Source organism: Novosphingobium sp. 63-713 (assembly GCF_001898925.1).
In the GTDB taxonomy this organism is placed as follows: domain Bacteria; phylum Pseudomonadota; class Alphaproteobacteria; order Sphingomonadales; family Sphingomonadaceae; genus Novosphingobium.
In genome coordinates this window covers 645,668-665,542 of sequence record NZ_MKVS01000005.1, presented here as the reverse complement: position 1 = coordinate 665,542, position 19,875 = coordinate 645,668, and the positions used below count along the sequence as shown (strand labels likewise).

The following is a 19,875-nucleotide window of genomic DNA, read 5'->3' as shown; positions in this document are numbered from 1 at the left end:
TCTAATTTAGTGATTCATCGGACAGGCCGCCCATCCGGCCTCCGGCATCAAGAAATCACAGATTACAAAAGAGGGAGGATTACCAATGACCTACAGGAAGATTGTGCCCATTCTGCTGGCGGGCGGGGCTTTGATGAGCGTGACCCCGGCCCTTGCACAAAACCAAAACGCCCAGGCCCGGAAATCCGCCGAACCCGACGCGCGCGAAATCATCGTCACCGCGCAAAACCGCAAGGAAAACGTCCAGAACGTTCCCATCGCCATCTCGGTCGTCACCGGCGCCGCGCTGGCCGCGCAGGGCGTGACCGATTTCACCTCGGTCCAGAAGGTTTCGCCCGCGCTCAACATCACCAGCGACACCAACAACACCCGCGTCACCGTGCGCGGCGTCGGCTCGCTGACCAACAATGAGGCGCAGGATCAGTCGATTGCCGTCAATATCGACGGCGAATATCTGAACCGCCCGACCATCCTGAACGCTGCCATTTTCGACATTGACCGTGTCGAAGTGCTGCGCGGCCCGCAGGGGACGCTCTATGGCCGCAACTCCACCGGCGGCGCGGTCAATTTCATCACCCGCAAGCCGGGCGACCACACCGGTTTCAACGGCTCGGTCTCCTATGGCAATTTCAATTCGGTGCTGGTCGACGGCGGCGCGGATCTCGTGCTGGGCGAAGGCGCGGCGGTGCGCGTGGCGGGCTTTTATCGCAGCCATGACGGGTATAATTATCACCCAAACACGCCCTTCAGCCCGACCTCGGCCTTCACCCCTTCAACCGCCAATCGGTCGGACACCGACAACACCGGCGGAGGCCGCATCAGCCTGCGTCTGAAGCCGGTCAACGGCCTGACGATGGACGGTGCGGTCGAGCATGTCGAACAGAACATCATCCCGGCCGCCCAGATGTGGACCGACATGACCGCGGCGGGCAACAATCCGGGCACCAGCACCACTTCCTGCGGCAATGGCTGGACCGTGGCGGCGACGCGTACGGGCGGGGTCTCGTGCGTTCCGGCCAATATCAACGTTCTGGCCGGCAAGGACCGCTCGACCTACAATTCGCCGCTGATCGGCGTGGGCAGCCTGCACCAGATTTCGACCGCCGTGCGCGGGCGGCTGGCCTATGACATGGGCTTTGCCACGCTGACCTATACGGGCGGCTATCGCACCACCAAGAACACCGGGGGCAATTCGCTATCGCCCGCTTTCTATTTCACCAATTTCGGCGGGACGGTGAAAACGAACAGCCACGAACTGCGCCTCAACGGCCTGACGCATGGCGTGCAATGGCAGGGCGGCGTGTTCTATTTCTATGAACAGTTGGGCACCAATGGCGGGCTCTATTCCCCCTTCATCGGCGCCACCGGTTCCTATGTGAACTATTTCCGCCACCCCACCAACACCAAGAGCGTTTCGGCCTTTGGCCAGGCCGAAGTGCCCTTGACCGATACGCTGACCGCCGTGGTGGGCGGGCGCTATACGCAGGATGACCGCGACGCGGCCTTCACCAATTACGCCTTCGCCTTTGGCAGCGGCCCCATCGAGCTGACCAACCAGCCCTCGAGCACCACGCCGCTCAAATATTCGGGCAGCAAGTTCACCTGGCTGGCGGGGCTGAATTACAAGCCCAATGCCGCCACGCTGATCTATGGCAAGGTTTCGACCGGCTATAAGGCGGGCGGTTTTGACGGCGCGGGCACGGCGTTCCGCCCGGAAACCAACACGGCCTATGAAGGCGGTGCCAAGCTGAGGCTGGGCCGCCATATCCTGAATTTTGCCGGTTTCTATTATGATTACAAGGATCTGCAAAATGACGTGCTGATCAATCCGGCCATCGGCGCCCAGACGTTCAACGCGGGCAAGGCGCAGATCTATGGGTTGGAAGTGGAAACCACGCTGCGCCTGAGCGATGATGACACGATCACCGGCTCGGCCAATCTGATGCATGCCAAATACACCGATTTCACCGCCAGCGTGGCCTCCTATGATATTGGTGCAAGTTCGGCCACGCCGCTGACCACCAATCTCAAGGGCAATCGCCTGCCGCAATCGCCCAATGTGGTGATTACGCTGGGCTATGATCACATCTTCCGTCTGGGGGCGGCGGGGACGCTGACCTTCTCGGCCTTCAGCCGGTACAAGGGCGACTATTACCTCGATTTCTACAACTATGCCTCCTCGCGTCAGGATGCGCGCACCCAGACCGACCTGAGCCTGGAATATAAGCCGCAAAGCAAGCGGTTCAGCGTTCAGGCCTTTGTCCGCAATCTCGAGGATTACCGCTCGCTGGCCTATGCCGGCAACACGGTGGTGCCGGGCGTGGCCAATATCTACAATTTCCAATTCACCCCGCCGCGCACCTATGGCGTCCGGCTGGGCGTGGATTTCTGATCTGAAACATAGGCTTATGGCCTGAATTCTTGGGGTGGCTCCATCGCATGGGGCCACCTCTATTGTTCTAATCCGGAGCATCCCCCTTATGCCCAAGATCGAAAGCCCGATGGCGCGCCGGGAATTCATGGCCGGAATGGCGCTGCTGATGGCGGTGGCGCCGGTGGCCGCCGCCGGCGCGAAACTGGCGCCCAGTCCCTATCAGCCTTTGCTGCGCGAAGTGGCGCAACTGGTGATCCCGCGCAGCACGACGCCGGGCGCAGGCGAGGTGGGCGTGGGGGTCTTCGTCCTGCTGGCGCTGGACCATGGGCTGGAGGGGACCAAGGGGTTTGACCATGCGGCATGGCTGAAAACGGCGCTGGGCGCGGGTTTTCTGGCTCAGCCCTTGCCCAAACGCCGCGCCGCGCTGGCCGCGCTCGATGCACGCGCCTTTGCCGGAGACGCGGCGGCCAAGCCGTGGCTTGCGATCAAGCGCCTCATTCTGCTGGGCTATTACACGTCCGAAACCGGCGGCTCGAAAGAGCTGCAATATGTTCATGTGCCGGGCCGATGGGACCCGGACCTGCCGCTCAAACCCGGTGACCGCGCCTTTTCCAGCGACTGGTCGGCGGTGGATTTCGGTTAAGGAGGGCGAGGCGATGGATTTCGATGCAATCGTGGTGGGCTCGGGCATCACCGGGGGCTGGGCGGCCAAGGAACTGACCGAGGCGGGCCTTAAAGTGCTGATGATCGAGCGCGGGCGCGAGATCCGGCATCAGCAGGATTACACCACCGAAATGAAGATGCCATGGGACATGCCCTTTCGCGGTCATGGCGACAGCGACCTGTATGACCGCGACTATGCGGTCCAGCGTCTGAACCGCCATTTCACCGAATTTACCCAACCCAATTTCGTCAATGACGCGCAAAACCCCTATCAGACCGGCGAAGACACGCGCTTCACATGGTTCCGCTCCTATCAACTGGGCGGGCGGTCGCTGACCTGGGGGCGGCAATGCTATCGCTGGTCGGACTATGACTTTGGCGCCAATGCGCGCGATGGCCATGGCACCGACTGGCCGATCCGCTATGCCGACATCGCGCCGTGGTATGACAAGGTGGAGAGCTTCATCGGCGTGTCGGGCGCCAAAGAAGGCCTGAAGCAATTGCCCGATGGCCAGTTTCAGCCGCCGATGGGATTGAACGCGGTCGAAACCCATGTCCGCGCGGAAATTGCCAAGCGCTGGCCCGAACGCTGCCTGACCGTGGGGCGCACCGCGAATATGACCGAGGGCAAGCCGGAAGAAGGGCGCGCGCCCTGCCAATATCGCTCGCTCTGCGCGCGGGGTTGTTCCTATGGCGCCTATTTCTCGACGCAATCCTCCACCCTGCCCGCAGCGATGAAGACCGGCAATCTGACCGTCATCACCGATGCCGTGGTCGAGGCGCTGGATTATGATCCGGCGACCAAGCGCGTGACCGGCGTGCGATACATCGACGCAAAGAAACAGCGCCAGACCGCCAGCGCGCGGATTGTGTTCCTCAATGCGGGCGCGTTCAACTCGGTCCACATCTTGCTTAATTCCGCGCCCGGCGGTCTGGCCAACAGCAGCGGCACCTTGGGCACCCATATCATGGACCATGCCAACACGCTCTCGGCCGCCGCACTGATGCCCGGCTTTGAAACCCACACCAGTTTCGGCAACCGGCCCACCGGGGTCGTCATCCCGCGCTATCGCAACATGGACCAGATGGACGGCATCGGCCACACGCGCGGCTTTTCCTTTCAGGGGGGCGCGCTGCAAAGCACATGGACCCAGGGCAACCGCATGGCGGGCATCGGCGCGGACTATAAGGAAAAGCTGCGCCACCCCGGCCCGTGGCGGATGGTGCTGGTGGGCTTTGCCGATTGCGTGCCGCGCGCGACCAATCGCCTGACGCTGGATCGGAACAAAACCGACGCCAACGGCCTGCCGCAACTCAAGGTCGATTTCGCCTTTGGCAAAGAGGAACATGCAGCCCTGGCGCAGGCCAAGGCCGAGGCGGCCGAAATGCTGACGGCGGCGGGCGGCAAGGTCATCATGGGCTTTGACCATCCGGGGCCGGGCGGCACCGCGATCCACGAAATGGGCGGCGCGCGGATGGGCCATGATCCCAAGACCAGCGTGCTGAACCAATGGAGCCAGTCGCATGACATCGCCAATCTCTTCGTCACCGATGGCGCGCAGATGGCGTCGAGCGCGTGTCAAAATCCTTCGCTTACCTATATGGCGCTGACCGCGCGGGCGGCCCATGCGGCGGTGGGCATGCTGCGCGAGGGGCGGATTTAAGATGCGCAATCCGGCCGACCTTTCGCCCCGGCAAAAAACGCTGGCGCTGATTACGCTGGTTATCGCGCTGGTGCTGGAGATCGTCGATATGACGATCGTCAACACCGCGCTGCCCTCGATCAAGGCCAGCCTTGGCGCCGATGCGCGGGCCTCGCAATGGATCGTGGCGGGCTATTCGCTGGCCTTTGCGCTCCTGCTGATGGCGGGGGGGCGGTTGGGCGATTCCTATGGCTATCGGCGGATGTTCGTGGTGGGAGTGATCGGCTTCACGCTTTCCTCGGCGGCCTGCGGCATGGCGACGACCGGCACGGGTCTTGTCGCCGCGCGGCTGATGCAGGGGGCGACCGGCGCGATCATGGCGCCGCAATCCATGGCGATGGTGCAGGTGCTGTTCAGCCCGCTCGAACGCGTGTCGCGCATGGCGATGTTTGGCATCATCGGCGGGCTAGCCGCGATTGCAGGGCCGATTTTGGGCGGGATGCTGATCGAGGCCAATCTGTTTGACCTTGGCTGGCGGGCGGTGTTTCTCATCAATCTGCCGGTGGGGATCGGGGCGGTCATCGCCGGGCTGATGCTGTTGCCGGAAGCGCGTTCGGGGCGGCCTGCGGGTTATGATTTTGTCGGCATGGGCCTGTTCGCTCTGGCGATGGCGGCTTTGTTCTGGCCGCTGATCGGGGCGGGCGAGGCGGGGCGCGGGGCGCTCCATTTCCTGACCCTGCTGGCGGCTGCTCCGCTGGGCTGGGCGGCGTGGCGCCATGTCGCGCGGCGCGTCCGGGCGGGGGATTCGGCCCTGTTCGACCCGGCGCTTTTCACCATTCCGACCTTTCGCAAAGGGCTGGCGCTGTCGGTGGTTTTTGCCGCGGCGGGGGCCGGTTTCCTGCTGGTTTTCGCCTTCGCGCTTCAGGCCGAGCGGGGGCAGAGCCCGCTCTTCACCGGGCTTTTGCATATGCCCTATGGCTTTGGCGCGATGTTCGGCATCGGGGTGATGAGCCGCAATTTCCTGCCCCGGCTTGGCCGCTGGGTGCTGGTGATCGGGGCGGGGCTGATGCTGCCGGCCTGCACGGCGGTGCTTTATGGCGCGACCTTGGCGCAATGGCCGTGGGCGGTGATCGGCGCGCTGCTGGTGCTGTCGGGCGCGGGCATGGGCATGACCAGCGGCTGCATCGGCCCCATTGTCGTCTCGCGGGTTGAGCGCGACCATGCGGGGGCGGCCAGCGCCTTGCTGAAAACCAGCCAGCAATTGGGCAGCGCGTTGGGTGTGGCGCTGGTGGGCAGCCTTTATTTCGCATGGGGTCATGCGTTTCCCGCGCTGGCGGCGGCGGGGGCGATTGATGCGATGCTGGCGATCTGTGTGGTTCTGGCGCTGCGGCTTCCTGCGCGCCTGTTCTGATATTGGAAAGGTTTTTCTATGGCTTACGAAATCTCCGTCAATCTTGAATATATGTTCCACGAAGCGGGCGAGCGGCTGGAGGATCGCATTGCCGCCGCCTCCGCCGCCGGTTTTGCCAAGGCCGAGATGTTCACCACCGCCGGGCGCGATCTGGCCTCGCTGGGGCGGGCGCTGGGCGATCATGGGGTGGCGCTGATCTCGGTGCTGGCCGACCCGCGCACACGGTTGATCGAGCGCGATACCCATGCCGCTTTCCGCGACCTGTTTCGCCGCGCCGCAGAAGATGCGCTGGCGCTGGGCTGCAACCGCGTGGTGGTGGGTTCCGGGCCGGGCGTGCCCTATATGAAGCGGGCGATGCAATTGGACATCGTTGCCGAGGGGGTCGCGGGCATCGTGCCCATCGCGCAGGAACTGGGCGTGGTGGCCATGCTGGAGCCGGTCAACACCCGCGTCGATCATCCCGGTGTGCTGTTCAGCCAGACGATTGACGCGGTGAACGTCATCAAGGCGGTCAATTCGCCCCATGTGCGTCTGCTCTATGATCTCTATCACTCGGTGGTCGAGGGGGAGAATCCCGCCGAGCAAGTGGCGCAGCATATCGGCCTGATTGAACACGCCCAGATTGCCGACGCGCCGGGCCGGGGCGAGCCGGGGTCGGGCGCGATTGACTGGGCCGCGATGCTGGGCCTGCTGCGCGCGGCCGGTTATGCGGGCGCGATCGGGGTGGAATGCAACCCCACCGTGCCTTCCACAGCGGCCGCGCTGGAATATATCCGGGAACTAGCGGCCGCGATCTGATTTGTAGATCAAGGACGGGGAGAGGCGCTCATCGGGCGGGCATTCGTCCGCGATGGGCGCCTCTTTTCATGTCCGGGCGGTTTGCAGCGATATACGTAAAATACGCTTTGTCTTTTTCATGTATACGCTTTGGCAAATTGCGATACATTGCGCACACCCAATGCGACTCTTGCCAAAGGTCCGTCCATGACAGTCCCTATCTCGTCTGCCCATGATCGCGCCCGCCCCGCGAAAGACCTGCTCGAAACGCTGTTTCGCCGCCTGCGCAAACTGGCGCGGACCACGGGGCAACCCTCGGCCGCGCCATCCGATCCCGACGCGCTGATCGCCCAATGTCAGGCGCTGCTTGACGAGCGGAGCCAATCCTCGGGCGTCCATCTGGCGGGCGAGATCCTCGCCGCCTATGCCGCGCTGGAGGAGGCGGACAAGCACCGTTTCCTGAACGCTATGGCGCAGGGTTTCGCGCCCGATGCCGATGCCATTCGGGGCGCGATGGCCGCCTATGACGCGGACCCTTCGCCGCTGCATATGGCGGCCATCTCCCGCGCGGCCGAGGCCCCGCGTCAGGAAGTGCTGCGCCGCCTCAATCAGGCGCCGATGGCCACGGGCGCGCTGGTCAACATGCGCGCCGATCTGTTGCGCTTTCTGAAGACTGATCCCGCCTTGCGCGTGCTGGATCAGGATCTGGCCCATCTGCTGCGCTCATGGTTCAACCGGGGCTTTCTGGTGATGCGGCGGATCGACTGGTCGAGTCCCGCCGATCTGCTCGAACGGATCATCCGCTATGAGGCGGTGCATTCCATCGCCACATGGGACGAATTGCGCGCGCGGCTGCTGCCTTCGGACCGGCGCTGTTATGGCTTTTTCCATCCGGCGTTGGGCGATGAACCGCTGATATTTGTCGAAGTGGCGCTGTGTGAGGAAGTGCCGTCCTCGATCCAGTCGCTGCTGGCGCAGGGGCGCGACGAGCTTGACCCGGTGCGGGCCAAGGTGGCGGTCTTCTATTCGATCTCCAATTGTCAGGCGGGCCTTGCGGGCATTTCCTTCGGCCAGTTCCTGATCAAGCAGGTGGTCGAGGATCTGGGCGCGGAATATCCGGGGCTGGAAACCTATGTCACGCTCTCGCCCATTCCCGGCTTTGCCCGCTGGCTGAAAAAGGCGGCCGAGCAGGGCGACGAGGCCGCACAGGCGGCGCTGGAGGTTGCGCCGATGCGCGAATGGCATGTGCATGATACGCGCCGCGCGGATCTGATGCGGCTGGGCGCGCGCTATCTGGTGGGCGAACGCGATGGGGAAGGGCGCCTGCTCGACCCGGTGGCGCGGTTCCATGTCGGCAATGGCGCGCGGGTGGAACGCCTGTGTTGGATGGCAGACACCAGCGCGCGCGGCATGGCGCAATCGCACGCGCTGATGGTCAATTATCTGTATGATCTCAAAACGGTGGAGAGCAACCACAACGCCTATGCCCGCCATCGCGTGGTCAATGCGGGCGCGGCGATCAACGGGCTGTTGGCCCCGCCGCGCAAATTATGGCGCGCGGCCGGGCCCAAGGTCATGGCCGGATAAGGCCTACTTGGCGAACAGGTCGGCGTAGGTTTCGCGCAGGGCCTTCTTCTGGATCTTGCCCATCGTGTTGCGCGGCAGTTCGGGCAGGAAGATCACCCGGCGCGGTTGCTTGAACCGCGCCAGATCGCCCGCGATGGCACCCAGCACGGCGGCCTCGTCCAGCGCGCCGTCGCGCGCCTGCACCACGGCCACCACGCCTTCGCCCATATCCTTGTGCGGGATGCCGATGACGGCGCTTTCGGCGATGCCGGGGATCGCGTCTATCAGCGCTTCGACCTCGGCCGGATAGACGTTGAAACCGCCGCAGATGATGAGATCCTTGGCCCGGCCCACGATCGAGACATAGCCGCGATCATCAATCACGCCCAGATCGCCGGTGATGAAAAAGCCGTTTTCGCGCAGTTCCTCGGCGGTCTTTTCCGGCAATTGCCAATAGCCCTTGAACACGTTGGGCCCGCGCACCTCGATCACGCCCACTTCGCCCTGGGGCAGGCTCTCGCCGGTTTCGGGATCGGCGATGCGCAGTTCGACGCCCGGCAGGGGGAAGCCCACGCTGCCCGGCACCCGGTCGCCCTCATAGGGGTTCGAGGTGTTCATATTGGTCTCGGTCATGCCATAGCGTTCGAGGATGGCATGGCCGGTGCGGGCGGAAAATTCCTTGTGCGTTTCGGCCGAAAGCGGGGCCGAACCCGACACGAACAGGCGCATATGGGCCACCAGTTCGCGGGTAAAATCCGCCTCGTTCAGCAAGCGCGAATAGAAGGTGGGCACGCCCATCAGCACGGTGGCCTGCGGCATCAGGCGGATCAGTTCGCGCACATCGAATTTGGGGCAAAGGATGATCGCGCTGCCCGCCGTGATGGTGATATTGGTGGCGACAAACAGGCCATGCGTGTGGAAAATCGGCAAGGCGTGAAGCAGGACATCGCTTTCGGTAAAGCGCCAGTAATCCTTGAGCGTGGCCGAATTGGAGGCCAGATTGCCCTGTGTCAGCATCGCGCCCTTGGATCGGCCCGTGGTGCCGGATGTGTAAAGGATCGCGGCCAGGTCATCCATCGCCACCGGGTGGATCTCGGCCTGCGCGCTCTGCGCATCGGCGCCGGCGGGCAGGCTGCCTTCGCCCGATTGGCCCAGCGTGAGGCGCGCGCCAATGCCAAGGTCGGCGCAGAGCGCGGCCATCGCAGCCTCATCCTCGGGGCGATGGATGAACAGGGCGGGCGTGGCGTCCGAGAGGAAGAAGCGGACCTCGGCAGCGGTATACGCCGTGTTGAGCGGCAGATAGACTGCCCCGATCCGCAAGGATGCCAGATAGGTCAGCAGCGCATCGGCGCTTTTTTCCACCTGAACCGCGATACGGTCGCCCGGTTTGACGCCGGAGGCGCGGAACAGGTTGGCCATCTGGCCGCTGCGCGCAACGGCTTGGGCATAGGAGATCGTGCCGCCATCGGGCAGGATCAGAAAGGGCGCATCGGGCGCGGCGATGCTGCGGTTGAGGAAGATCGAGAAGAGGTCTTGCGCCATGATGTGTCCCTTGAACCGATTTTGGGAATCCGTGAACGCACGCCCATACAACATGGTTGATTGCGGTTCTAGTGTATGCAAGAAGCGGATATGAGAAAAATATCGCATACACGCGACGCGAGTGGGATTGGGATGGATCATGTCTGAGGAAACGCCCAATCTGCTGCTTTCCGAACGCATCCGCATCGCGCTGGCCGATGAGATCACCACCGGGCAACTGGCGCCGGGCAGCGCGCTGGACGAACAGCAGATCGGGGACCGCTTCGGCGCCTCGCGCACGCCGGTGCGTGAGGCCATCCGGCAATTGTCCGCCGTGGGCCTGGTCGAAATGCGGCCCCGGCGCGGCGCGGTCGTCTCGGGCGTCAGCACCCAGCGCATCATCGACATGTTCGAAATGAGCGCCGAGATCGAGGCCATGTGCGTGCGTCTGGCCACCTATCGCATGAACCCGGTGGAGCGCAGCCATCTGGCCCAGCTCCACGAGGATTCCGAGGCGATGGTCGCGGCGGGCGATATTGACGCCTATGACCGGATGAACTGGGATTTCCACCAGACGATCTATGAAGGCACCCATAATGCCTTCATCGCCGAACAGGCGCTGGGCCTGCGCGATCGTATGGCGGCCTTTCGGCGCACGCAATTGCGCGGGGGCGGCCGCCCGGCCAAATCGCGGACCGAACATGGCGAATTGCTGGCCGCGATCATGCGCGGCGATGGCGAGGAGGCGGCGCGCTGCATGCGCTCGCATATGTTCAACGCCTCGCTGGCGCTGGAACGATTTACCGCCGGACGTTGAAAACAGCCGGGGAGAGGGACGCAAATGGCAATCTATGGAACTGCGCTGCTCGCGCTCTGCACGCTGATCGGCGTGGCGCTGGGCGAGGCTTTGGGCATGGCGCTGCATGTAAAGGCCAATGTCGGCGGGGTGGGCATTGCGATGATGCTGCTGATCGCCGCGCGGCTTTGGCTGGCGCGGACGGGGCGGCTGACGCCGGGGCTGAAGCTGGGGGTCGAGTTCTGGGCGCTGATGTATATTCCCATCGTTGTCGCCATGGCCGCGCAGCAAAATGTGCTGGCCGCGCTGGAGGGCGGACCGATGGCGGTGCTGACCGGGATTGTCGTGGTGGCGATCTGCTTTGGTCTTGTGGCCGTCCTTAGCCGCGCCACCGGAGCCCATCATGATTGAGATCGCCCACAAGGTCATTGCCGATCAGTCGCTGGTGCTCGCCTTTGCGGCGGTGGGCGCGCTGATGTGGATCAGCGCGATGCTCTCGCGCCTGCTGTTTGCCGGGCGTATCCATGCCAGCGCGATTGCCATCATGGCGGCGCTGGCGTTGGCCTGGTATGGCGGGATCATCACCGGGGGCAAGAAGGGGCTGGCCGATGTGCCCGCCTTTGCCGGATTGCTGCTGATGGGCGGGGCGATGCTGCGCGACTTTGCCATTGTCGCCACCGCCTTTGAGGTCGACCCTATCGAGGCGCGTAAGGCGGGCCTGCTGGGGGCCTTTGCGCTGCTGCTCGGCACGGTGGTGCCCTTTGCCGTGGGGGCAGGCATCGCGTGGAGCTTTGGCTATCGCGACGCCGTTTCGCTGGCCACGCTGGGGGCGGGGGCCGTCACCTATATCGTCGGCCCGGTGACGGGGGCGGCACTGGGCGCGTCCTCGCCGGTGATGGCGCTCTCCATCGCCACGGGTGTTCTCAAGGCCGTGCTGGTGATGGCCACCACGCCGATGGCTGCGCGCTTCATGGGCCTGAACAATCCGCGCAGCGCAATGATCTTCGGCGGCCTTGCCGGAACGGTCAGCGGCGTGGCGGGCGGGCTTGCCGCCACCGACGAGAAGCTGGTGCCCTATGGCGCGCTGACGGCCACATTCCATACCGGGCTGGGCTGTCTGCTTGCGCCCTCGGTGCTGTTCCTGATCCTTAAAGCGCTGGTTTAGGCCGCAGCATTAAAAGCGCCACCATCCCCAGCGCCAACCCCGCACCGATCGCCGCGCCGCCAAAGGGCGCGGCATAGGTCGCGTGCTGGGCCAATGCGCCCGCCAGCGGCCCGGTCAGGCACAGCGCCACGTCGATGAACAGCGCGAAGGTGCTAAGCGCCGTGCCCCGGCTCTGTTCGGGCACGCGCTCGATCACCGGCACGCCCAGCGCCGGAAACACCATCGCAAAGCCAAAGCCCGTCACCGCCGCCCCGGCAATCGCCAGATGCGCGCTGGGCGCGGAGGCCATGATCGCAAGGCCTGCGAGTTCGATCGCAATGAACACCGCCGAGACCGACAGGCCCCCATGGCGCGCCACGCTGCGCACGAACAGCAGGCGCGAGGCGATGAAGGCGCAGCCAAAAGCGGTCAGCGCCATCCACGCATCACCCCAGCCAAAGGCGTTGAAATAGAGCGTGACGAAAGAGGTGATCACCCCAAAGCCCACCGTCGCCATGGCCAGCGCCGCGCCAAAGGGCAAAACCGCGCCAAACACCGTGCGCATCGGCCAGCGCTGGGCCGCAGGCACGCGCGCGGCCGGTTGCGGCCAGACGAAAGCGAGTCCCCCCGCGCCCAGCAGCAACAGCGCCAAGCCCAGTGCGGTCACTCCGCCCAGCTCGAAAATCCACACGCCCGCCGGGGCGCCGCCCGCAATCGCGGCATAGGTGGCGATCCCGTTCCACGAGATCATCCGCGCCGATTGATGAGCGCCCAGCCGCATGATGCCCCACGCCATCGCGCTGGTGCTGACCAGACTTTCGCTGAAACCCAGCAGGATGCGCGAGGCCATCATCACCGCCATCGCCGCCATGGGCGCGGTGATCCACAGCGCGGCAATCGTCGTCGCGCCCGCGCCAAGGCAGCAGACAAAGCCCAGCACGATGGCCCTGCGCGGCCCCGAACGGTCGATCATCGGCCCCACCACGATGCGGCTGAGCACCGTGGCGACATATTGTGCGGAAATCAGAAATCCGGCCATCACCGGACCAAAGCCCAGCTTCAGCGCCCATCCCGGCAGCACCGCCAGCGGCAGGCCGACCGCAAAATAGGCAAGCGCGGTGCATCCCGCGCAGAGGAAGATACTGCGCGCTGGGGAATCTTGGGTCATCATCTCCGTTCCGGTCGGGCCTCTCCAATTTAACCGGACGGTACACGAAACCGGACGATAATCATCGCCCAAATGACACCGCTAGCCATAGGCGCGCAGGAAAGCATCCACCGCGTCCGCCACCATGGTCTTGGTGTCCAGTTCGGGCTCTACGCCAAACAGCATCGGCACAAGGATGCCGCCCTCCAGCAAGCCCTTGAGATGCATGGCAACCTTATGGGGGTCACCTTTGGACAGGTTGCCCCGCTCCATGGCGGCGGCGATATAGTTGGCAATATCGCACCAGCCCTGTTTGGGACCGAGGCGGTAAAGCGTGGCTCCCAATTTGCTGCCATTGGCGCTTTCGGCGATGGCTGTACGCACGATGGACATCGCCTGATTGCTGGTGATCAGGCGCACATAGGCCTCACCAAAGCGCATGAGGACCTTGCGGACATCGGTTTCCTCCGGGTCCAACCGATCGATCATGGCGTTGCCCTGCTCCTGCATGGCGTCGATCATCGCCGAGGCAAACAGTTCCTCCTTTGATGAGAAGTAACTGTAAAGAGTAGCTTTTGAACCGCCAACACGCGCGGAGATCTGTGCCATGCTGGCCCGACCGAAACCGACTTCGCGAAACAGGCTTTTGGCCGCTTCCAGAATGCATTGGCGGCGAGAATCAGTCTTCTGCCGCATGTGTCCCTCTCTTTTCTAGACTGACCTGTACAGTTTTCTCTTGACGAAGCAAGCAAAATCGATAACTAAACCGTTCAGTATGGTTTTAAAGGTGAGCAAATGAGTCGCTTCCTCCCCCCGGCGTGGCACCCCACAGCAGCCCTGACCCTTTTGGCGGGCAGCCTGCTGGCCACGCCCGCCTTGGGCGCCACCCCCCTCCCATCCCCGGCGCCCAAGGCACCCACAATGCTCGCCTCCAGCCAGAGCCTGTCCGATACCCAGGGACAATGGCCCGTCGATGGCTGGTGGCGAGCCTATGGGGACGAGCAGCTCTCGACGCTGATTGCCGAGGGATTGCAGGGCGCGACAGATCTGCGCGTGGCGCAGGCGCGCTATGCCGCCGCGGCCGCCACGGTGGGCGATGCGCGCGGCGCGCTGTTGCCGCGCCTGTCAGGCAATGCCGATGGCGGCTTGGCCAAGCAGAGCTACAATTACCTCTTCCCCGCCGCCTTTGCCCCCAAGGGCTGGCGCGAGACGGGTCAGGCTTCGCTCAACCTCAATTGGGAAATCGACTTCTGGGGCAAGAACCGCGCCGCGCTGCGCGCCGCCAAGGCGGATCGTTCGGCGGCGGAGGCCGAGGCGGCGGCCTCACGTCTGGCGGTTTCGACCGGGATTGCCACGGCCTATGCCGATCTGGCCGCGTCCTATGCCGAACAGGATGCGGCGCAGGAGGCTGCCAAGATCCGCGCCCAGACGCTGGCGCTGATCGAGCAGCGCCGCGATCAGGGGTTGGAAAACGAGGGTGCCGTGGCCCGCGCCCGCGCCAATCTGGCCAGCGCGCAGGGCGATTTGGCCGCCATTGACGAACAGATCGCGCTGGGCCGTCACCGCCTTGCCGCGCTGATCGGGGCAGGGCCGGATCGCGGCCTGTCGATTGCGCGCCCCGCCGTGGCCCATCTGGCCAGCCCCGGTCTGCCCGAGAATATCCCGGCGCAATTGCTGGGCCGCCGCCCCGATATGGTCGCCGCGCGGGCCCATGCCGAGGCCGCCGGGGAACGCATCAAGGTGGCCCGCGCCGCCTTCTATCCCAATATCAACCTCTCGGCGCTGATCGGCCTGCAGTCTTTGGGCCTGTCCAATCTGGTCAAATCGGGTTCGGAATATGGCTCGGTCGGCCCGGCGGTCACCCTGCCGATTTTTGACGGCGGGCGTCTGACGGCGCGCAAGCATGGCGCCGAGGCCGATTATGCGTTGGCCGTTGCCCAATATGACGGCACGCTGGTCCATGCGCTTCAGGAAATTGCCGATGCGGCCACCAGCCGGCAGGAACTGACCCGCCGCCTGTCGAGCGCGCAGGCTGCGCAGGCCGCCGCCCAGTCGGCCTGGGATGTTGCCAACAACCGCTATCGCGGCGGTCTGGCCACGGTGCTCGATGTGCTGGTGGCCGAGGATTCATTGATTGCCGCCCGCCGTGCCACGGCTGCCCTCCAAACACGTGCTTTCGCCCTCGATGTCGCGCTGGTGCGCGCGCTGGGCGGCGGCTTTCAGGCCTGAAGGAGTTTCACGCCATGACCTCCAAGACTTCGACCATTGCCCGTATCCGTGACCATGACGTGGAGCCCGAGATGGAAACGCAAGACGCGCAGGATGCCGCCAACAAGGCAAAGCGCAAGCAGATGTTCATCCGTCTGGGCGTGGGCATTGCCGCCGTGGCGCTGGCCTATGGCGCGTATGATGTGCTGTTCGCGTCGAACCATGTCGAAACCGACAATGCCTATGTCGGCGCCGATGTGGCGCAGATCACCACGCAGGTGACGGCCCCCGTACGCGAAGTGCTGGTGTCCGACACGCAGGCGGTGAAAAAGGGCGATGTGCTGGTGCGCCTGGACGATACCGATGCACGGATCGCTCTGGCCAAGGCCGAGGCCAATCTGGCGCTGACCGAGCGGCGGGTGAAGGGTCTGTCGGCCACCGACCTTGGCCTTGGCGCCCAGATTGCCGCGCGCGCCGCCGATGAAACCCGCGCCGCCGCCAGCCTGACCGCTGCCCGCGCCGATCTGGAAAAGGCCAGCGTGGATATGAAGCGCCGCGAGGCTCTGGCCGCCTCCGGCTCGGTTTCGGGCGAGGAACTGACCGTGGCGCGCAGCGCTCTGGCCACCGCGACTGCCAATCTGCGCGCCGCCGAGGCCGCCGTGGCGCTGGCCGGGGCCAACCGCGAGGCCGCCAATGGCACGCGTGAGGCCAACCGGGTGCTGATCGAAAACACCACGCCGGAAACCAACCCCGAAGTGCTTGCCGCCCGCGCGACGCGCGATCAGGCCAGGGTCGATCTGGAACGCACGATTATCCGCGCGCCCTTCGACGGCATTGTCGCGCGTCGCTCGGTCCAGGTGGGCCAGCGCGCCGAGCCGGGCAAGAGCCTGATGTCGGTGGTGCCGGTGAATGCGGCCTATGTCGATGCCAATTACAAGGAAGTCCAGCTCTCCAAGGTGCGCCCCGGCCAGAATGTGACGCTGACCAGCGATCTCTACGGCTCTTCGGTCACTTATCATGGCAAGGTCGTGGGCTTTTCGGGCGGCACGGGCGCGGCCTTTGCCGTGGTTCCGGCGCAGAACGCCACGGGCAACTGGATCAAGGTGGTTCAGCGCCTGCCCGTGCGCGTGGCGCTTGATCCCAAAGAGCTGGCCGCGCATCCCTTGCGCGTGGGCCTGTCGATGACGGCCGATATTGACGTGTCGAAATGATCGCGGTCACCTCTCCTGACCGGCCCCTGGAGGGGGCGCAATTATGGCTGGTGGTGCTGGCCATTGCGCTGGGCAATTTTCTGGTGGTGCTCGACACCACCATTGCCAATGTTTCGGTGCCCACCATCGCCGGATCGCTGGGCGTTTCGGCCTCGCAGGGCAGCTGGGTGATCACCTCCTATGCCGTGGCCGAGGCTATCACGGTGCCGCTGACCGGCTGGCTTTCCGCCCGGTTCGGGGCGCAGCGGGTTTTCATCTTCTGTTATCTGGCGTTTGCGGGCCTGTCGGCGCTTTGCGGCATGTCCACCTCGCTGGGGATGCTGGTGGCCTGCCGGGTGGCGCTGGGCCTGTGCGGGGGGCCGATCATGCCTCTGGCGCAGACCTTGATGATGCGTCTCCTGCCGCCGGAAAAGCAGGTGCTGGGCACGGTGATCTGGGCGATGACCACGCTGATCGGGCCTATTGTCGGGCCGGTGCTGGGCGGGACTTTGTGCGACAATGTGGGCTGGCCCTCGATCTTCTTCATCGGCGTGCCGGTGGCCACGGCGGGCGGTCTGCTGCTGATCGCGCTGCTGCGCGGGCGCAAGGACGAGATCGTCAAGGCCCCCATCGACATGGTGGGCCTTGGCCTGCTGATCGTTTGGGTCGGCGCGCTTCAGATCCTGCTGGATGAAGGGCGCAACCATGACTGGTTCGCCTCGGTCGAAATTCAGGCGCTGGCGGTGATTGCGGCGATCGGCTTTGCCTGTTTCCTGATCTGGGAACTGACCGAAAAGAACCCGATCGTCGATCTGCGCATCTTTCGCCATCGCGGCTTTACGGCCTCGGCGCTGACCTATTCGGTGGGCTTTGGCGCCTTCTTTGCCACGGTCGTGATCCTGCCTTTGTGGTTGCAGCAGAACCTTGGCTATACCGCCACCTGGGCGGGCTATGCCACCGGGGTGATGGGGGTGTTCGCCGTCTTGTCCGCGCCCATCGTCGGCCAATTGGCGGCCAAGATGGACCCGCGCAAGATCATCTTCACCGGCATCATGGGCCTCGCGGGTCTTGCCGCATGGCGCACCAGTTTCAACAGCGACGTCACCTTCTGGCAGGCGGCTCTGCCCACCTTGATGACCGGGCCTTTCATGGTGATGTTCTTCATCCCCACCATCGGCCTTGCCATGGCCAGCGTCGATCCAGGCGAGGAAGCCAATGCGGCGGGCGTGTCCAATTTCATGCGCACCGTGGCGGGGGCCTTTGCCACCTCGCTGGTGCAGACGGGCTGGGAAAACGAGGCCACCCGCGCGCAAAGCGCGATTGCCGGGGCCATGCCGCAGGGGCAGGCCACCATCGACGGCATGGTCGATGGCGGACAGAGCAACGAAGGCGCCATCGCCTCGCTGACCCAATTGGTTCAGGGGCAGAGCGTGATGGTGGCAACGGTCCATATATTCGCGATCATCGCGGTCTGTTTTGTGGCCGCCGCCATGATCGTCTGGCTCGTGCCAAAGCCCAAGGGGCCGATCGACACCGCCGCCGCGCATTGATGCAAAAAGGGGTCGGAGATTTCCGGCCCCTTTTCAATTTGAGCTTGGCTTGACCTTTGCCCCCGCGCCCGATACCCACGGCCCCAAGCGACAGGTTCCCCGCGAGGGGATCAAAAGGGAACACGGGTTCAAGACCCGGGCTGCCCCTGCAACTGTGAGCGGATAGCCATCGGCCCGATGCCATTGAGGGGGGAACCCTTTGAGAAGGCGGCCGAACCGGCATGGACCCGCGAGCCAGGAGACCTGCCTGACGCCGTCGTTTTTCGCTCCGACAGGGTGTGCGGCGCGGACGGGGTTTTCCTCGATAGCGACATTGTGGCTCTGCCGGAGGGGTTCCGGGCGGGATGCTTCGGCATGTCGCCTTGGGCGCATCGGGCGGGGCGTGAACGTCTGGTCGAGGGAAGAGCCATGCCCGAATATATTGCGGATTTCCGGTAATGCTGCGCGCGGTGGATCAAGGGCCATGCGTGGTGGTCTGTTCGACATGCCGGGTTTCGGCCGATGTGCGCGAGGATGAGCAGAGGCGGCGCGGCGGCGCCTTGCTGGCCGATGCCTTGCGCGCGGCGCAAGAGGATGATCCGGCCCTGGCCGGGGTCGGGGTGGAGGAAATGCCTTGCCTGTTCGCGTGTCAGCGGCACTGCGTGGTGCAGATCCGCGCGCCGGGGCGGATCGGCTATGTGCTGGGCGATTTCGCGGCCGATGGCGAGGCCGCCCGCGCGATCCTCGATTATGCCGCGCTTCATGCGGCCAGCGAGCATGGGCAGGTGCCCTATCGCCAATGGCCCGCAGGCGTGAAGGGCCATTTCATCACCCGCACCCCGCCTGAAGGATTTGTCGTCGCATGACCCTGTTTGCCAGCCCGACGGATTTCCTCGCCGCGCTTTCGTCCCTGCCCGCCGCCGATGCCGGGGCGATAGCCGCTGCCGCCGCGCGTCAGGCGCAATTGACCAAGCCCGCCGGATCGCTCGGCCGTCTGGAGGAAATCGCCCTGTTCATGGCCGGGTGGAGCGGGCGCGAAATCCCCGCGCTCGATCACCTGCAAGGCATTGTCTTTGCCGGCAATCACGGCATCGCGGCGCGTGGCGTCAGCGCCTATCCGCCCGAGGTGACGGCCCAGATGGTGGGCAATTTCCGTCAGGGCGGCGCGGCGATCAATGCTCTGGCGCGGGCCTGCGGGGCGCATCTGACGATTGTGCCGCTTGATCTCCACCGCCCGACGCAGGACATCACGCAGGCCCCGGCGATGAGCGAGGAGGAATGCCTGGCCGCCCTGAACGCGGGGGCATGCGCGGTCGATCCGCGGGCCGACCTGCTGTTTGTGGGCGAGATGGGGATCGGCAACACCACCCCCGCCGCCGCGCTTTGCGCACAGGCTTTTGGCGGGGGCGGGGCCGAATGGGCCGGGCGCGGCACGGGGTTGGATGCGCCGGGCGTCGCGCGCAAGGTGGCTGTGGTGGATGAGGCTCTGGCGCTGCATGGTGCCGACATCCGCGATCCGTTCGAGGCGCTGCGCCGGTTGGGCGGGCGTGAGATCGCGGCGATGGCGGGGGCCATTGTGGCCGCGCGGGCAATGCGGATTCCGGTGCTGCTCGATGGCTTTATCGCTTGCGCCTCGATCGCCCCCATCGCTGCGGCGGAGCCCGACATCACCGCCCATTGCATGGCGGCCCATTGCTCGGCCGAAGGGGGCCATGCCCGCCTGCTGGCCCATCTCGGCCTCGATCCGCTGCTGCATCTGGCCATGCGTCTGGGCGAGGGCAGCGGGGCGGCGGTGGCCGCACAACTGGTGCGCAGCGCTCTGGCGGCCCATGCCGACATGGCGACCTTTGCGCAGGCCCAAGTAGCCGGACCCCAATTGGCCGGGGCGCTGTGAAGGCGCGGGCGC

The 19,875-nt window shown here is 64.9% G+C and carries 17 protein-coding genes and 1 riboswitch; of the genes, 14 read left to right on the top strand and 3 right to left on the bottom strand.

Translation table 11 applies throughout. The features are described from left to right. The first annotated feature begins 85 nt into the window (after positions 1–85). The 6 genes from BGP00_RS03735 to BGP00_RS03710 all read left to right on the top strand — a co-directional run bounded on the left by BGP00_RS03735 (position 86) and on the right by BGP00_RS03710 (position 8,455). Positions 86–2,392 carry a TonB-dependent receptor gene (locus tag BGP00_RS03735; protein ID WP_292922313.1) on the top strand — a complete coding sequence of 769 codons (2,307 nt, stop codon included), beginning with the start codon at positions 86–88 and terminating at the stop codon, positions 2,390–2,392. Positions 2,393–2,480: 88 nt separating this feature from the next. Further along, positions 2,481–3,017 carry a gluconate 2-dehydrogenase subunit 3 family protein gene (locus tag BGP00_RS03730; RefSeq protein WP_292922315.1) on the top strand — a complete coding sequence of 179 codons (537 nt, stop codon included), beginning with the start codon at positions 2,481–2,483 and terminating at the stop codon, positions 3,015–3,017. A gap of 13 nt (positions 3,018–3,030) precedes the next feature. Next, on the top strand, positions 3,031–4,701 hold the full coding sequence (locus BGP00_RS03725; protein ID WP_292922317.1) for a GMC family oxidoreductase: 1,671 nt from the start codon (positions 3,031–3,033) through the stop codon (positions 4,699–4,701). A 1-nt stretch (position 4,702) separates the two neighbouring features. Then, complete coding sequence (locus BGP00_RS03720) at positions 4,703–6,091, top strand: MFS transporter (protein ID WP_292922319.1); 1,389 nt, start codon at positions 4,703–4,705, stop codon at positions 6,089–6,091. A gap of 18 nt (positions 6,092–6,109) precedes the next feature. Further along, positions 6,110–6,889, top strand: coding sequence for a TIM barrel protein (locus tag BGP00_RS03715; RefSeq protein ID WP_292922321.1), 780 nt, complete (start codon positions 6,110–6,112; stop codon positions 6,887–6,889). A gap of 186 nt (positions 6,890–7,075) precedes the next feature. Then, positions 7,076–8,455 (top strand): malonyl-CoA decarboxylase, encoded by a 1,380-nt coding sequence (locus BGP00_RS03710; RefSeq protein ID WP_292922323.1) that lies wholly within the window; start codon positions 7,076–7,078, stop codon positions 8,453–8,455. A 3-nt stretch (positions 8,456–8,458) separates the two neighbouring features. Here the strand turns inward: BGP00_RS03710 and BGP00_RS03705 are convergent, their stop codons facing one another. Beyond that, a complete protein-coding gene (locus BGP00_RS03705; protein ID WP_292922325.1) occupies positions 8,459–9,976 on the bottom strand; it encodes a malonyl-CoA synthase in 1,518 nt (505 codons plus the stop codon). Between the two features lie 139 nt (positions 9,977–10,115). On the opposite strand from BGP00_RS03705, the gene BGP00_RS03700 reads away from it, so the two are divergent. The 3 genes from BGP00_RS03700 to madM are packed head-to-tail and all read left to right on the top strand — an operon-like array spanning position 10,116 to position 11,916. After that, the gene (locus tag BGP00_RS03700; RefSeq protein ID WP_168601370.1) at positions 10,116–10,772 is read left to right on the top strand and encodes a GntR family transcriptional regulator; all 657 of its coding nucleotides are present in this window, start codon (positions 10,116–10,118) and stop codon (positions 10,770–10,772) included. A 24-nt stretch (positions 10,773–10,796) separates the two neighbouring features. Continuing rightward, on the top strand, positions 10,797–11,162 hold the full coding sequence (gene madL / locus BGP00_RS03695; protein ID WP_292922328.1) for a malonate transporter subunit MadL: 366 nt from the start codon (positions 10,797–10,799) through the stop codon (positions 11,160–11,162). Then, entirely contained in the window at positions 11,155–11,916 is a 762-nt protein-coding gene (madM, locus tag BGP00_RS03690) for a malonate transporter subunit MadM (protein WP_292922330.1), read from the top strand. Before madL ends, madM begins: the two co-directional genes overlap by 8 nt. Here madM and BGP00_RS03685 read toward each other — a convergent pair. Both BGP00_RS03685 and BGP00_RS03680 read right to left on the bottom strand, forming a co-directional pair. Continuing rightward, on the bottom strand, positions 11,900–13,063 hold the full coding sequence (locus BGP00_RS03685) for an MFS transporter (RefSeq protein WP_292922332.1): 1,164 nt from the start codon (positions 13,061–13,063) through the stop codon (positions 11,900–11,902). The two genes, madM and BGP00_RS03685, sit on opposite strands and share 17 nt — an antisense overlap. Positions 13,064–13,144: 81 nt before the next feature. Continuing rightward, positions 13,145–13,738, bottom strand: coding sequence for a TetR/AcrR family transcriptional regulator (locus BGP00_RS03680; protein ID WP_168601374.1), 594 nt, complete (start codon positions 13,736–13,738; stop codon positions 13,145–13,147). A 99-nt stretch (positions 13,739–13,837) separates the two neighbouring features. Between BGP00_RS03680 and BGP00_RS03675 the strand changes: the two genes are divergently transcribed. The 5 genes from BGP00_RS03675 (at position 13,838) to cobT (ending at position 19,863) form a co-directional block, all read left to right on the top strand. Continuing rightward, complete coding sequence (locus BGP00_RS03675) at positions 13,838–15,271, top strand: efflux transporter outer membrane subunit (protein ID WP_168601375.1); 1,434 nt, start codon at positions 13,838–13,840, stop codon at positions 15,269–15,271. A 14-nt stretch (positions 15,272–15,285) separates the two neighbouring features. Continuing rightward, positions 15,286–16,461: an efflux RND transporter periplasmic adaptor subunit gene (locus BGP00_RS03670; RefSeq protein WP_246869850.1), complete on the top strand. Its 1,176-nt coding sequence runs from the start codon at positions 15,286–15,288 to the stop codon at positions 16,459–16,461. Then, entirely contained in the window at positions 16,458–17,990 is a 1,533-nt protein-coding gene (locus tag BGP00_RS03665; protein ID WP_292921989.1) for a DHA2 family efflux MFS transporter permease subunit, read from the top strand. The genes BGP00_RS03670 and BGP00_RS03665 overlap by 4 nt, the downstream gene beginning before the upstream one ends. A gap of 75 nt (positions 17,991–18,065) precedes the next feature. After that, positions 18,066–18,256: riboswitch (cobalamin riboswitch) on the top strand. Positions 18,257–18,427: 171 nt separating this feature from the next. Further along, a complete protein-coding gene (locus tag BGP00_RS03660) occupies positions 18,428–18,835 on the top strand; it encodes a DUF1636 domain-containing protein (RefSeq protein WP_292921988.1) in 408 nt (135 codons plus the stop codon). Next, complete coding sequence (cobT, locus tag BGP00_RS03655) at positions 18,832–19,863, top strand: nicotinate-nucleotide--dimethylbenzimidazole phosphoribosyltransferase (protein WP_292921987.1); 1,032 nt, start codon at positions 18,832–18,834, stop codon at positions 19,861–19,863. The genes BGP00_RS03660 and cobT overlap by 4 nt, the downstream gene beginning before the upstream one ends. The last annotated feature ends 12 nt before the right edge of the window (positions 19,864–19,875 follow it).